The sequence below is a fragment of the Mesorhizobium australicum genome, from assembly GCF_900177325.1.
Lineage (GTDB): Bacteria > Pseudomonadota > Alphaproteobacteria > Rhizobiales > Rhizobiaceae > Mesorhizobium_A > Mesorhizobium_A australicum_A.
Window position 1 is genome coordinate 2,918,394 of the sequence record NZ_FXBL01000004.1, and the last position, 14,102, is coordinate 2,932,495.

At 66.9% G+C, this 14,102-nt stretch carries 12 protein-coding genes; 6 read left to right on the forward strand and 6 right to left on the reverse strand.

Going from position 1 to position 14,102, the window contains the following annotated elements:
- Positions 1-55 precede the first annotated feature (55 nt).
- Together putA and B9Z03_RS16860 are read left to right on the forward strand one after the other, a co-directional pair.
- Positions 56-3,640, forward strand: a complete 3,585-nt coding sequence (gene putA, locus B9Z03_RS16855) for a bifunctional proline dehydrogenase/L-glutamate gamma-semialdehyde dehydrogenase PutA (protein WP_085465267.1) — start codon at positions 56-58, stop codon at positions 3,638-3,640.
- Positions 3,641-4,124: 484 nt separating this feature from the next.
- Positions 4,125-5,060, forward strand: coding sequence for a transposase (locus tag B9Z03_RS16860; RefSeq protein WP_085463671.1), 936 nt, complete (start codon positions 4,125-4,127; stop codon positions 5,058-5,060).
- An 86-nt stretch (positions 5,061-5,146) separates the two neighbouring features.
- Here B9Z03_RS16860 and B9Z03_RS16865 read toward each other — a convergent pair whose 3' ends face one another.
- The 6 genes from B9Z03_RS16865 to B9Z03_RS16890 form a co-directional block, all read right to left on the reverse strand.
- On the reverse strand, positions 5,147-5,605 hold the full coding sequence (locus tag B9Z03_RS16865; RefSeq protein ID WP_139832295.1) for a hypothetical protein: 459 nt from the start codon (positions 5,603-5,605) through the stop codon (positions 5,147-5,149).
- 439 nt (positions 5,606-6,044) lie between these two features.
- A complete protein-coding gene (locus B9Z03_RS16870) occupies positions 6,045-6,359 on the reverse strand; it encodes an antibiotic biosynthesis monooxygenase family protein (RefSeq protein ID WP_085465269.1) in 315 nt (104 codons plus the stop codon).
- Entirely contained in the window at positions 6,359-6,628 is a 270-nt protein-coding gene (locus tag B9Z03_RS16875) for a hypothetical protein (protein WP_085465270.1), read from the reverse strand. The genes B9Z03_RS16870 and B9Z03_RS16875 overlap by 1 nt, the downstream gene beginning before the upstream one ends.
- Positions 6,629-6,630: 2 nt before the next feature.
- On the reverse strand, positions 6,631-7,938 hold the full coding sequence (locus B9Z03_RS16880; RefSeq protein ID WP_085465271.1) for an energy transducer TonB family protein: 1,308 nt from the start codon (positions 7,936-7,938) through the stop codon (positions 6,631-6,633).
- Positions 7,939-7,942: 4 nt separating this feature from the next.
- Positions 7,943-8,377, reverse strand: a complete 435-nt coding sequence (locus B9Z03_RS16885) for a hypothetical protein (protein WP_085467713.1) — start codon at positions 8,375-8,377, stop codon at positions 7,943-7,945.
- A gap of 2 nt (positions 8,378-8,379) precedes the next feature.
- Positions 8,380-10,551, reverse strand: a complete 2,172-nt coding sequence (locus tag B9Z03_RS16890) for a TonB-dependent hemoglobin/transferrin/lactoferrin family receptor (protein WP_085465272.1) — start codon at positions 10,549-10,551, stop codon at positions 8,380-8,382.
- Positions 10,552-10,798: 247 nt separating this feature from the next.
- Here B9Z03_RS16890 and hemP point away from each other — a divergent pair, with 247 nt between their 5' ends.
- Genes hemP through B9Z03_RS16910 form a run of 4 tightly spaced genes read left to right on the forward strand, consistent with a single transcriptional unit; the run spans position 10,799 to position 14,094 of the window.
- A complete protein-coding gene (hemP, locus tag B9Z03_RS16895) occupies positions 10,799-10,963 on the forward strand; it encodes a hemin uptake protein HemP (protein WP_085467714.1) in 165 nt (54 codons plus the stop codon).
- Positions 10,964-10,994: 31 nt separating this feature from the next.
- Positions 10,995-12,053, forward strand: coding sequence for a hemin-degrading factor (locus B9Z03_RS16900; protein WP_085465273.1), 1,059 nt, complete (start codon positions 10,995-10,997; stop codon positions 12,051-12,053).
- 7 nt (positions 12,054-12,060) lie between these two features.
- Positions 12,061-12,987 carry a heme/hemin ABC transporter substrate-binding protein gene (locus tag B9Z03_RS16905; protein ID WP_432417006.1) on the forward strand — a complete coding sequence of 309 codons (927 nt, stop codon included), beginning with the start codon at positions 12,061-12,063 and terminating at the stop codon, positions 12,985-12,987.
- 30 nt (positions 12,988-13,017) lie between these two features.
- Entirely contained in the window at positions 13,018-14,094 is a 1,077-nt protein-coding gene (locus B9Z03_RS16910; protein WP_139832296.1) for a FecCD family ABC transporter permease, read from the forward strand.
- Positions 14,095-14,102: the final 8 nt, after the last annotated feature.

Here is a 14,102-nt window from a genome sequence, read left to right on the forward strand (position 1 = left end):
CGATTTTGCGCCATGCTATCCTCGCGCGACCATTCCATCCGGGGCCTGACCATCGATGCCGACGCTCGCATCCATCCGCGACACCTTGCGCGAAACCTATCTGGTCGAGGAGGACGCGGCGCTGACGGCGCTGGTGGAGGAGGCGGCACTGAGCCGGGAGCAGCGCGCGGCGATTTCCGCCCGCGCGGTCAAGCTGGTGGAGGCCGTGCGTGCCTCGGCCGACCCGAAGCTGATGGAGGTGTTCCTGTCGGAATACGGCCTCTCCACCAAGGAGGGCGTGGCGCTGATGTGCCTGGCCGAGGCGCTGCTGCGCGTGCCTGACGCCGAGACGATGGATGACCTGATCCAGGACAAGATCGCGCCGCACGACTGGTCGGCGCATTCGGGCGAATCGAGCTCGATCTTCGTCAATGCCTCGACCTGGGCGCTGGCGCTGACCGGCCGGGTGCTGGACGAGGGCGAGGGCGGCATCGAGCGCACCCTGCGCGGCATGGTGCGCCGGCTGGGCGAGCCGGTGATCCGCACCGCCGTGTCGGCGGCGATGCGCGAGATGGGCGAGCAGTTCGTGCTCGGCCGCACCATCGAGGAGGCGGTGCGGCGCGGCAAGTCCTATACAAAGAAGGGCTATCTCTATTCGTTCGACATGCTCGGCGAGGCGGCGCGGACCGAAGCCGACGCGCTGCGCTATCTTCGCGCCTATGCCGATGCGATCTCCTCGCTCAACAGCGGCTCGAGCGGCACCAACATCCGCTACAATTCCGGCATCTCGGTCAAGCTGTCGGCGCTGCATCCGCGCTACGAGCAGGCGCAGCGCCAGACAATGCTGCCGGTGATGACCGAGCGACTTTTGTCGCTGTGCATCGCCGCCCGGCACGCCCGCATGGGCCTCAACATCGACGCCGAGGAGGCGGACCGGCTCGACCTGTCGCTCGATGTCATAGAACGCGTGCTGGCCGATCCGGAGCTGACCGACTGGGACGGCTTCGGCGTCGTGGTGCAGGCTTACGGCCGTCGCGCACCGCATGTCATCGACTGGCTCTACGCGCTGTCGAAGCGGCTCGACCGGCGCATCATGGTCCGGCTGGTCAAAGGCGCCTACTGGGACACCGAGATCAAGCGGGCGCAGACGCTGGGGCTCGCCGGCTATCCGGTGTTCACCCGCAAGGCCAATACCGACGTCTCCTACATCGCCTGCGCCAAGAAGCTGATCGGTATGACCGATCGCATCTATCCGCAGTTCGCCACCCACAACGCGCACACGGTGGCCGCGATCCTGTCGATGGCGCCCGACAGGTCCGCCTTCGAGTTCCAGCGCCTGCACGGCATGGGCGAGGCACTGCACGAGGCGGTGCGCGCGAGCGAAGGCACGCGCTGCCGCATCTATGCCCCAGTCGGCGCGCACCAGGACCTGCTCGCCTATCTGGTGCGCCGCCTGCTGGAGAACGGCGCGAACTCGTCCTTCGTGCACCAGATCGTCGACGAGGAGGTGAGCGCCGAGACGATCGCGCGTGATCCGTTCGACATCGTGGAGAACCAGGGCAGGGCGCATAATCCACTCATTCCTTTCCCGTCCGAGATCTTCCTTCCTGGCCGCCGGAACTCCATCGGACACGATCTCAACGACCCGATTGCATTGTCGGCCATCCATGCCGGGCGTGGACAATTTTCCGACAAGAACCGCTGGACGGCGGGCGTGGCGGGACGCGAGCGGCCGATCGTCAACCCCGCGAAGCCGGACGACGTCGTCGGCACGGTGCGCGAGGCGGATGCAGAGGCGGTGAAGGCGGCGATCGGCCGGGCGGTCGGGGTCTTTCCGGCCTGGGCGGCGACGCCGGTGGCGGAACGGTCGGCGGCGCTGCTGCGCGCGGCCAATCTCTACGAGGCCCACGAGGCCGAGTTCCTGGCGCTCTGTGCCCGCGAGGCGGGCAAGACGCTGGCCGACGGCGTGGCTGAATTGCGCGAGGCGGTCGACTTCCTGCGCTACTACGCGGCCGAGGCCGCGAAGGCCGAGGTGGGGACGGCCGCGCGCGGCGTGATCGCCTGCATCTCGCCGTGGAACTTTCCGCTGGCGATCTTCACCGGCCAGGTCGCGGCGGCTCTCGTCACCGGCAATGCGGTGATCGCCAAGCCTGCGGAACAGACGCCGCTGATCGCGGCGCGCGCGGTTGAACTGCTGCACCAGGCGGGCGTGCCGGAAGACGCACTGCAGCTCCTGCCGGGCGATGGCCCGTCCGTCGGCGCGCCCCTGACGGCGGACCCGCGTATTGCCGGCGTCTGCTTCACCGGGTCGACGGATGTCGCCCGGATCATCGAGCGGCAGCTGGCCGAGACGGCCGCGCCCGACGCCATGCTGATCGCCGAGACCGGCGGGTTGAACGCGATGGTGGTCGACTCGACCGCGTTGCCCGAACAGGCGGTGCGCGACATCCTGGCCTCGGCCTTCCAGAGTGCCGGCCAGCGCTGCTCGGCGCTGCGCATTCTCTATGTCCAGTCGGATGTCGAGGACAAGGTGCTGGAGATGCTGACCGGCGCGATGAAGGCGCTGGTGGTCGGCGATCCGTGGCTCTATCCGACCGACGTCGGCCCGGTGATCGACGCCGAGGCGCGCGACAAGATTTCGGCCTATTGCAAGGCGATGGAGGCGAAGGGACGGCTGGTCGCCAAGCTGGAGGCGCCGGGCGAAGGGTTGTTCGTCGCACCGCACATCTTCCGCGTCGACGGCATCGCCGAAATGGAGCGCGAGGTGTTCGGGCCGGTGCTGCATGTCGCGACCTTCGAGCCGGAGGAACTCGACCTCGTGGTGGCGAACATCAACGCCAAGGGCTACGGCCTGACCTTCGGGCTGCACACCCGCATCGAGGCGCGCGTGCAGCGGGTCATCGACCGGATCCATGCCGGCAATGTCTATGTGAACCGCAACCAGATCGGCGCGGTGGTGGGCTCGCAGCCGTTCGGCGGCGAGGGCCTGTCGGGCACCGGCCCGAAGGCCGGCGGACCGCATTACCTGCGCCGCTTCCGCAGCTCGGCGGTGGCGACGGGCGATGTCGGCCAGGCCGGCGCGGTGGCGCTGCCGCGTCGCTTCCCCGATGCGCGGATGGACAACTGGTCGACCAGGGCGGACCGCATCGCGGTGCTGCGCAGGCACCTGCGCGGCAAGGCGGGCGAGGCAATCGCGGCGGCTGCCGCGATCGAGTTCGGTCCGGTCGACCTGCCGGGCCCGACGGGCGAACAGAACACGCTGACGCTGGTGCCGCGCGGAAAGGTGCTGTGCCTGGGACCAGATACCGATTCGCTCCTGGCGCAGACGGTGCAGGCGCTCGCGGCCGGCAATTTGGTGGTGGCCGTGGCGCCGAAGGCGGCGGCAGCGCTCCAGCCGCTGACCGGCAAAGGCCTGCCGCTCGACGTGCTGGACGGAACGCTGATGCAGGGGGAACTTGCGGCGACCACGGTCGACGCGGTGGCCTATTCCCGCGCCGGAGCGACCGCGCGGGAGATCAGGCGCATCCTGGCGGAGAAGCCCGGCCCGATCGTGCCGCTGATCGCCGAAACGATCCACCCGGCCGCCTATGCCCACGAGCGCTCGGTCTGCGTCGACACCACCGCCGCCGGCGGCAATGCGAGCCTGCTCGCGGCGAGCTGAGGCGTTTCCCTTCTCCCCGTTCACGGGGGTCCGAACGACGGGCGAGACAAGCGGCTCGCCCCGGCACAGGTGCTCGAAGGGCGGATGAGGGGCAGCGCGCGGTCCCGGCATGTCACCGCCGTCATTCCGGGTCCGCGCAGCGGAACCCGGAATCCAGCGCGCCAACGCTGGTGTATTAACCCGATCTGCGCTCCGGCATGGGCGCGACGGTCGGTGAACGGCCTGCCTGCCCGGCGCTCTGGGTTCCGGGTTCCGCTGCGCGGCCCCGGAATTGTTTGTCTGAATCGGGCTAGAATACGGGTGGAACTGCGGGCTCTTCGACAGCCCGCAGTTCCGGCGGCAGGCAACCGTCCCGGAATCGGGTTTGCACCCGTCGTCATCAAGGTTCCTGCCGTCTCGCGCCATCGCTTGGAGAGTTGATCGGGCCGCTGATCGCCACGCCCGCAAACAATCTCAAGCCAGCCTGGATGAGGATAGCATCAGCATGGCCCTTCTGCACCACCTTCCCCGCCGCTGCCTGGGCTTCGACGTCGCCAAGGAGACGATCGCCGTCTCCGATGGCCGCACCGTCGAGGTCATCGACAACCGCCGTCCCGCCATCCGCCGGTTTCTGCGGGCCTGCCGCGCCGATTTCGCCGTGTGCGAGCCGACCGGCGGCCACGAGACCGTCCTGCTCGACGAGTGCCTGCGCCTCGACCTGCCGGCACACCGCGCCGACACGCGCAAGCTCAAGGCCTTCATCCGTTCGCGTGGCCGGCTCGGCAAGAGCGACGCCATCGATGCGCGCGAGCTGGCCGCCTATGGCCTGGAGCGCTGGGCGAGCCTCGCCCTGTGGCAGGCCGCCGACCCCCGCCAGGAAAGGCTCAAGGCGCTGGTTCGCCGCCGCGACGACCTCGTGGCTATGAAGGTGGCCGAGCAGAACCGCTCGAAGGCGCCCGGGGCAGCCGAACTGGCCACGACCTTCCGAGCCGTGCTGGCCGTCCTGAAGCGACAGATCGCGCGCGTCGAGCAGGCAATCCGCACGCTCATGCGCAGCGGGGTGCTGAAGCACAGGAGCGCCGTCGTCACCGCCATGGCGGGCATCGGCCAAGTCACCGCCGCCGCCCTTCTCGCCGCGATGCCGGAACTCGGCACCATGGACCGAAGGCAGGCCGCCGCGCTGGCAGGCCTGGCGCCGCATCCCAACGAAAGCGGAAAGAAGGTCGGCTACCGACGCATGCGCGGCGGCCGCCCGGCCGTGCGAACCATACTCTACATGCCCGCCATGCAGGCCGCCTGCGGACGCGGCGAGTTCGCGGACTTCTACAAACGCCTGCTGGCCGCCGGAAAAAAGCCAATCCTCGCCCTCGCCGCTGTCATGCGAAAGATCATCGTGACCCTCAATGCCAGGCTAAGGGACGCTCAAATGCAGCAGAGTTGATGACGGCGCGCGCGATTGTCCTCCCCGTGTGAGGAAGGCCGATCTTATCTGCGATGACGCTGCGATAAGGGCACGACAGGCGCACCTCAGGACGTGTCGCAGAACTCGACCGGCACGGCGGCGGCGATTGCAAGTCTCTCGATGAGCGCGCCCAGGCCATGGATCGCGCCGCCCTCATTCCCGGCCTCGTCCGACGCCTGGCCACGATGCAGGAACGACAGCCGGCACAGATGCGCCGCTACCGCCCGCATGTAGAGCCCGAATGCCCTGAGCGAATCGGCAAGCTCCTCCGCATCTAAGGGATGGCTGCCGAAGGCGGCCGGCATCGGGACGGACGTCCAGGGTCTGCGGGCGAAGCTCCGGAGCGTGCCTTCGACATAGGCGCTCAGCAGCGTATTGGCCTGCCAGGCGGCCCACAGCACGCACCAGCGGACCCAGAACGAGCGGCCGGCGGCCTGTTCGGCCATGTCGGCGATCGAGAACAGGCGCATGACGATCCTCGCCTTTAACGCCTGTTGCCTCCCCGCCTTCGCCCTCCAGCCCATCGCCGGCTCCCCTTTAACCGGGCACAGTGTCGGGCATGCTGGCAGGGTGGGGATGGAAAAATTTCGGGCGCTAACAGGAACAAGGGGTTAGCAGAAAACGGATTGAAAACGATCCATCGGATGGATGGGCCAGAACTGATCGCTCGGGCTCTTCTCAATACAGCGCACACTGTCCGCGATCGTCATCCCGGCGACCGGAGGTCAGCCGGGATCGATTGACCTTGGCGGGCTGGCGCTGACTCTTTCTGCGACCGTGGGGCGTTTTCGGCGTGTAACCGGAGAGAGGAATAGATCCCGGCTGACCTCCGGTCGCCGGGATGACGTCGCGTAGGGTGGGCGTTGCGCGGGGCGGGCGAGACGGATGGCTCGCCCCGGCAAGGGACCACCGAAGGCGGTAGAGGGGCGCCGGGGCCGTGGCTGCTCGACGGGTTCAGACCGCTTACGCGCCTTCGACGATCGAGAAACCCTCGAAGGTCGGGTGGCCGAGATAGCTGGGCTTGGTCGTGCCGGCATTGCGGTGCGAGGCGCGGAACTGTTCGGACTTGGTCCAGGCGCTGAAATCGTCGAAGCTGTCCCACACCGTGTGCGAGGCGTAGAGCGTGTAGCCTTCGGCCTCGTTGACCGGCCCTTTCAGCAGATGGAACTGCTGAAAACCCTTCATCTCGTGCAGGCTGGAATCGCGTCCCTTCCAGACGTTCTCGAAATCCTCCTCGGAGCCGCGAACGACCTTGAAGCGATTCATGGCGATATACATCAACGGGTTCCTTTCAGGCTGCGGGAGTCGCGGTCGGGCAGCTTTTCCTCCGCTGCGCGGCCGACGACGCTTAGAAAGTTGCCGGGGACAAATAGGCCGGAGCGACCGGACGGGGAAGGGCCTGCCTGCTCCGGCACGCCATGGTCGGCGAGGCGCACCACCTGCGGATCGGCGTCGAGGCGCGCCCGCTCCTCGAACAGGCGGAGGAGATCGGGGTGGAGGCCGTCGCCGAAGGCGCTGGCGAGTTCGTGAAGGCACAACAGGTTCATGGTCACCTCAGCCCCAGCGGGAACGAGAAATTCCACGACTTGCGTCCGTCCGGGATCGGCGGGAAGGGCGCGGCGCGGCGCACGGCCTGAAGGGCTGCGTTGTCCAGCGCCGACGAGCCTGAGCTGCGCGTCACGCTGACGCTGGCCAGTGCGCCGCTCGTTGTGACGGTAAAGGCGACATGCACGTCGCGATCGGCGCCGCGCCGCTTGCCAGGCGATATGCTGCGCACCGCGCGCTTCAGCTTGGACACGACCTTGCCCGGATAGTTGGAGACGGCGGCGTTGCCCGCGGTCGAGCCCTTGCCCTTGCCGGCATTGTCGGCGCGGGTTCCGCTCGCCTCGCCGTCGGCGACGCCCCTCTGGCCGTCGGCCTTGTCTTTGCCGCCGCGGCCGGCAGCGACCTTTTTCTCGGCCTTCCTGGCCGGGGCGTCGGCCTTGGCGGGCTTCGTCTCCGTCGGTTTGGCCTCGGCTTTCTTCACCGGCTTTTCCGCCCTTGGCTTCTCGGCCGGCTTGGGCTGCGGCTTCGTTTCGGCCACCTTCGGTGGCGGGGTAGGCTTCTCCGGTTCCGGCGTTTCGCCCACGACCGGCGCCTCCGGCACCTCGACCACTTCGTCGGGCGGGGGAACCGCGGCCGCCTGTGGCACGACGGGGGCGACGGCCTCCTCGTCGGGGACGACCTCGGCCGTATCGACAGCCAACACCTGCTGCACGGGGGAGGGCGCGGCGGTCGCCGCATCCGCCGGCACCGGCTCCGCATGTGGCGTCTCAGCCAGCTCGGCGACCCGTTCGGTGGCGACCTCCTCGACGGGGGTCACCATCTCCTCGACCGGCTGCACCGCCTCGACGGGCCCCACCGCGGAGGCGTCGATAGTCTCGACCGGCTGTGCGGGCGTCATGGTGATGATGGCGACGTTGGCCGCGTCTTCCGGGCCCTCCAGCGTCAGGTTGGCGGCGGAGTTGCCATACATCGCGACACCCGCCTCCTGCGAGCCGGCGATCTGCACGCTCTCGTCGCCGCCGCGCAGCAGAAAGAAGCCGGCGACGGCGGCGTGGAGCGCGACCGAGGCGACGAGCAACGCCAGCCATCTGCGCTGCGCGCGGGGAGCGGCGGGCGTCGCGGCGAGCGGCGCGACCGGCAGCGGCGACAGGTCGGGATTCTCGGTCTCGATCCAGGCGGGGCGCTGAGGCTCGCGCAGGAAGACGTGGTGCGGCGCCTGGAACGTGTTCGGCGGGTCGAGGCGCGCGCGCCGCGCCACCGGCCGGAGCGCGACCGGGCGGCGGGGAAGCGTTGGTGCGGGCTGGACCGACATCGAGCTATCGTCCGAAGGAGACGCCCGAGGTGGACTGGGTTTTCAGCGCGGCGAGGCAGGCGTCGGGCGCGGTGCCGGCGCCGGTGCACTCGGTTGCGTCGTTGATCAGCACGCGGCTGACATTTGCGCAGTCCACGCCCTTGAGATCGAACCGGCTCACCTTGGTCTTGCCGGCGGGCAGCGACCTGAAGTCGAGCACGGTGAGACGGTCGACTACGCCCGCCTTGTCGAACAGCGCCATCTCGAAAGCCGCGCGGTCGACCGGGGTGGCGAGGTTGTTCGCCACCACGAAAGTCAGCCTGCAGCCGCCTTCCGACGGCTGCAGGGCGTTGAGATCAAGGGAGACATGCTGCTCCGGCGAGGCGCCTTGCGCCGCCGCCGGAGCCAGCGGCATCGCGACCAGGGAGGTCAATACGAGGAGGGATGCCGCAAGGCGCATGATCACCAGCCGATTTGCTTGGACAGGGAGAGCTTGAACGTACGACCCTTGGCCGGATCGTTCATGAGGAACTCCTTGTACGGGCGGTTGAAGACGTTATCGATGCCCGCCTGGACCTCCCAACCGCGCGCGGCACCTTCCTTCGGAGTCCAGGAGAGGAAGATGTCGTGGACATCGAAGGCAGAGGAATAGCGAGTGACGGTGGATCCGGGAGGCGGGACCTCGTAGTCGCGTGCCGAATTTAGCGGGCCGGCTACAAAACGTGCATTCCATCCAAAGCGTAGATCGTGCTGCGGGAGCTTTCCGCCGAGGGTGAGTTTCAACTCATGCGGAGCAACAGAGGTCAGATATTCTTCGGTACGATTCGAGGACAAATCGCGACCGACTGTGTATGTATAGGCCGCATTCGCGAATACATAATCAGAGTCATAGGCCGTTTCGATTTCAAATCCGTATATCTCTGCACTGCTTATGTTCTCGTATCCTTGGATATTGTTTGGTCCAGGAACAAGAAACCTATTAAACGCGATCAGGTCTGTAATGTCGTTGTAGAAGCCGGTGAACTTAAGCTGACCGGAATCGCCTGTCTGAAGCATGTCGTAGCCTGACAGGGCGAAACCGGCCTCGTAGTTGGTGGAGAGTTCCTTCTTCAGATCGAGGCTCGGCAAGAACGTTGCACTTGAGCCGCTCGTTGAGAACACCTCGTCAATCGTCGGGAAACGTTCTGTGTGAGCAATCGAACCGAAGACGGCAATCGTGTCGTTGAACTTGTAGTGCGCCGCAAGCTTCGGCGAGATCGCCGTGTCGGTGAACGAATCCGAGCCAGAGATAGCGTCTTCCGGCGTCAGCTCATGCCAGTCGAAACGGACGCCCGGGATGAGCGTGAGGCGGTCATTCCAGATGAACTCGTTCTGCACGAAGAAGCCGGCCTTAAGGTCGGTTCCCTCAGGATGGAAACTCAGGTCGATCGGATCGCCGCTGTTGTCATAGATACTTGCAACGCGGGACTGATGAGCGATCTGTGCACCGTAAGTAAGAAAATTCTCCCAGTTTGCTCCCCGCCATTCCATCGTGTTTTGGGCGTTAAACTGTAGGGTTTTGTAGGCGTAGTCGGAATCGCACAATACATTGAACGATGAGGTAGACCCACAGTAGTCGCGGAGGTCAGCGTCGCGCTGCTTGTTACTGGTGTCCGAGTATGAGAGCGCCACCTTCAGGTCGAGCATATCGTTGTCAGAAAACGGGTTCTCATATGAGGCGATCGCAGTTTGATCAACGACGTGACGGTCCACCAGGCCGAAGAACGTGGCAGTCGACGTCTGCGAGAGCTGCTGGTCGTCGAGATCGGAATCCCAACGCTGGTAGGAGAGGCGGAGCGTTCCCTCGTCGCCCACCTTGAAGGTTCCCTTCGCGAGGCCGGACCAAGCGCGGAAGTTCGTGCCGATGATCTCGCTTCCATTGCCTGATTCGTAGACGTCGGCCTGGCGCCAGTTGCCCATCAGCAGGAATTCGGCATTCTCGCCCATGCGCTGGGCAAGCGTTGCCGAGCCGAGAACGCCCTTGCCGTTGCTCTCCAGCGTGGACTTCAGCTTCAGCGCGCCGCGGTCGCCCTCGGCGATGAAGTCCGACGCATCCTTGGTGGTGAAGTTGACCACGCCGCCGAGCGCGCCGGAGCCGTAGAGCGTCGACGACGCAGGACCGCGCAGCACCTCGACACGCTTGAAGAGCTCCGGGTCGGAGAAGAACGAACCGAGGCGGTACTGCTCGTAGAATTTCTGCACGCCGTCGACATTGACGATGATGCGGCCCTGGTCGCCGGAGTTTTCCGGCGCGCCGACGCCGCGGATATTGAAGGACTGGCCGAGCACGCGGTCCGAACCGGTGACATTGACGCCCGGTATCTTGCGGATCACGTCCGCGACAGTGGACGGCTGCGCGGAGTCGATGTCTTCCTGCTCAAGAACGCTCACCGCCTGCGGCGTATCGATCGCGACCTTTTCCTGGCCGGCGCCCAGCACCAGGCGCTGGAGTTGCGTGACGCGGCCTTTCTTCTGGCTTTCGGCCGTCACCTGTTCCGTCGAGGCGTCTTCCTGCGCCTGAACCATTCCCACATTCGCGAAGATCGCGAGGGCGGTGCCGCATAGCAGCGCCCTGTTTCGTCCCACCAGCCCCATAGTCCGCTCCTGACACATTGTGATTGTGCTGGCTGGCCCTCAGAGGCTGGCTGGCGTCAAATTCGATCCCGAATTTAAACTTGACTCGTTTACTCCGGTATTGCACTCCCTAATAAAGCTGATAAGCAGTGTCAACAATCCATATCACGATGTCGCCGAGCCAGCCAAGCGAGCAAGGCGCGATGAAGGGGCCGCCGCCGTGAACACGAGATTTACCTTCGATCACTCCACAGATGCCGACCGCTCGCTGCTGCGGCGCGAAGGCCTCGCCCGACCGGTCTCTCCCGTCCCGGCGCGTCGCGTCGACAGCGCGGTCCTGTTCCGGGGCGAGCACGAAATCGGCATCGAACACCACGGTGCGCTCTACCGCCTCAAGATCACGCGGCAGGGCAAGCTGATCCTCAACAAGTAGCCACACAGACAGCCAAAGCAGGACCAGGATTATGACTGCAGACCGACCCACGCCCGACGCGATCCGCCGTGCGCGCGCCGAAAACCCCAAAATGCGCGAGCGCGACCTCGCCGGCCAACTCGGCATTTCGGAAGCCGAATTCGTCGCCGCCTGGGTGGGAGAGGGGACCCGACGCATCCGTGCGGACGTCGATGCCTTCCTGACCGGCATGGAGGCGCTGGGCGAGGTGATGGCGCTCACCCGCAACGAGAGCGCCGTGCACGAGAAGATCGGCGTCTACGACAAGGTCGTGCTCGGCGAGCACGCCGCCATGGCGCTCGGCGAGCAGATCGACCTGCGCATCTTCCCGAAGGTGTGGGCGCACGGCTATGCCGTGTCGAAGACCGACGAGGATGGCACCGTGCGGCGCAGCCTGCAGTTCTTCAACGCCAGCGGCGAGGCGGTGCACAAGGTGCATCTGCGCGCGGCCTCGAATGTCGAGGCTTACGAAAAGTTGGTCGCTACCCTGATCCATGCCGAGCAGGAGCAGACGCTGCGTGTCGTCGCGCCGGTGACCTCGATCGCGCCGGCGGTCAATCCGTCCGTCGATGTCGAGGAGCTGCGCGCGCGCTGGTCGTCGATGACCGACGTGCACCAGTTCATGTCGATCCTGCGCGACCTGAAGCTCACCCGCCAGCAGGCGGTGCACCTCGTCGGCGAGGAATATGCATGGCCGGTCGATCACGACTCGGTCGCGGCGATGATGCGGATCTCGGCGAACGAGGAGATCCCGATCATGTGCTTCGTGGGAAATCGCGGCTGCATCCAGATCCACAGCGGGCCGGTGAAGGAGATCAAGCCGATGGGCCCGTGGATCAACGTGCTCGACGAGACCTTCCACCTGCACTTGCGGCTCGACCACATCCGCGAGGTGTGGGCGGTGCGCAAGCCGGCGAGCGAAGGCCATGTCACGTCGCTGGAAGCCTATGACGCGGCGGGCCAGCTGATCATCCAGTTCTTCGGCAAGCGCAAGGAAGGCGCGTTCGAGCGCGACGACTGGCGCGGCCTGGTCGAGAACCTGCCGCGCGGCCCGCGCTCGACCGCAGCCTGAGGAGAGAATGCCCATGACCCTCTTTCTTCCCAATGCGCGGACGCGCCGTGCTGCCATGTGGGCGGCGGCCGTCGCGCTGACGCTCGCGGCGCTCGCGGCACCGACGCCGAAGGCGCATTCGGCCGAGGATGTCGCCGGCGTTGCGAAGGCGAAACGCATCGTCGCGATCGGCGGCTCGGTGACCGAGATCGTCTATGCGCTGGGCGAGGAGGGTCGGCTGATCGCGCGCGATTCGACCGGCCTCTATCCGCCGGCCGCGCTTGCCCTGCCGGACATCGGCTACATGCGGGCGATCTCGCCGGAGAACGTGCTCGGCATCAATCCGGACGGGATCCTCACCATCGAGGGTAGCGGCCCGCCCGAGGCGATTGAGGTGCTGAAGAAGGCGAGCGTTCCCTTCGCCACCGTGCCCGAGAAATTTGACGAGGCCGGTATCCTGGAGAAGATCCGCGTGGTCGGCACCGCGCTCGGCGTCGAGGACAAGGCAGCGAAACTGTCGGCCGAGGTGAAGGCCGACATCGATGCCGCGATCGCGGCGACGGCCGGAATTGTCGAGCGCAAGCGGGTGCTGTTCATCCTGTCGATGCAGGGCGGCAAGGCGCTGGCGTCGGGAACCGACACCGCGGCCGACGGCATCATCAGGATGGCCGGCGGTGTGAACGTGATCTCGGAGTTCCCGGGCTACAAGGCGCTGACCGACGAGGCGATCGTCACCGCCCAGCCCGACCTGATCCTGATGATGGACAGGGGCGGCGACCACGCGGCGGCGAATGCCGACATGAAGGCGCATCCGGCGCTGTCGCAGACGCCGGCGGTGCAGAACGACGCCATCGTGCGGATGGACGGCGCCTATCTCCTCGGCTTCGGGCCGCGGACGGCGGCCGCGGCGCGCGACCTCGCCAAGGCGCTCTACGGCGACCGCGTCCTGAACTGAGTAGGGCCGGTGCTACAGAAAGTATCAGATGTGCCGGCCGCGGTCCGGAAGCCCTCAGCCGAGGGCGACCGGCGCCAGCGGGCCCGGATCGCCATCGTCATCCTCGCCGTCGCGCTCTGCGCGGCTTTTCTTTTCAGCCTGGCCTCCGGCGCCTCGGATGCATCCGCGCTGTCGGTGCTCGGCGAGCTGCTGGGGATCGGCGCGGAGGGCGCGATGTCGGCGCGCGACCGCATCATCGTCATGGACATCCGCCTGCCGCGCGCCGTGCTCGGCGTGCTGATCGGAGCCGCACTTGCCGTGTCCGGCGCGGTGATGCAGGGCCTGTTCCGCAACCCGCTCGCCGATCCGGGCCTGGTCGGCGTGTCGGCCGGCGCCGGGCTTGGCGCGATCTCGATCATAGTGCTCGGCGGCACCGCGCTTGCGCCGTTGACCGCACTGCTCGGTATCTATTCGTTGCCGCTGGCGGCGTTCTGCGGCGGCCTGCTGACGACGCTGGTGCTCTACCGCGTCGCGACCCGGCGCGGCCAGACGTCGGTCGCGACCATGCTGCTCGCCGGCATCGCGCTCGGCGCCATGGCCGGCGCACTGTCGGGACTGCTGGTCTACATGGCCGACGACCGGCAGCTGCGCGACCTGACGTTCTGGGGGCTCGGCTCGCTCGCCGGCGCAACCTGGATCAAGATCGCGGCCGCCGGCCCGATCATCGCGGCGGCACTCGTCGCGGCGCCCTTCCTGGCGCGCGGGCTGAATGCGCTGTCGCTCGGCGAATCGACTGCCAACCATCTCGGCATCCCCGTGCAGCGGGTGAAGTCGGTGGCGATCGTCACGGTGGCCGGCGCAGTGGGCGCGTCTGTGGCGGTTTCGGGCGGCATCGGCTTCGTCGGCATCGTGGTGCCGCATCTGCTGCGGCTGGTGATCGGCCCGGACAACCGCTACCTGCTTCCGGCCGCGGCCGTGCTGGGCGCCAGCCTGCTGCTTCTGGCGGATTCGGTCAGCCGCACCATCGTGGCACCCGCCGAACTGCCGATCGGCATCGTCACGGCCGCTGTCGGCGCGCCGTTCTTCCTCTGGATCCTGCTGCGCAAGCGCGGCGTCATAGACCTGTGAGAAGCGCC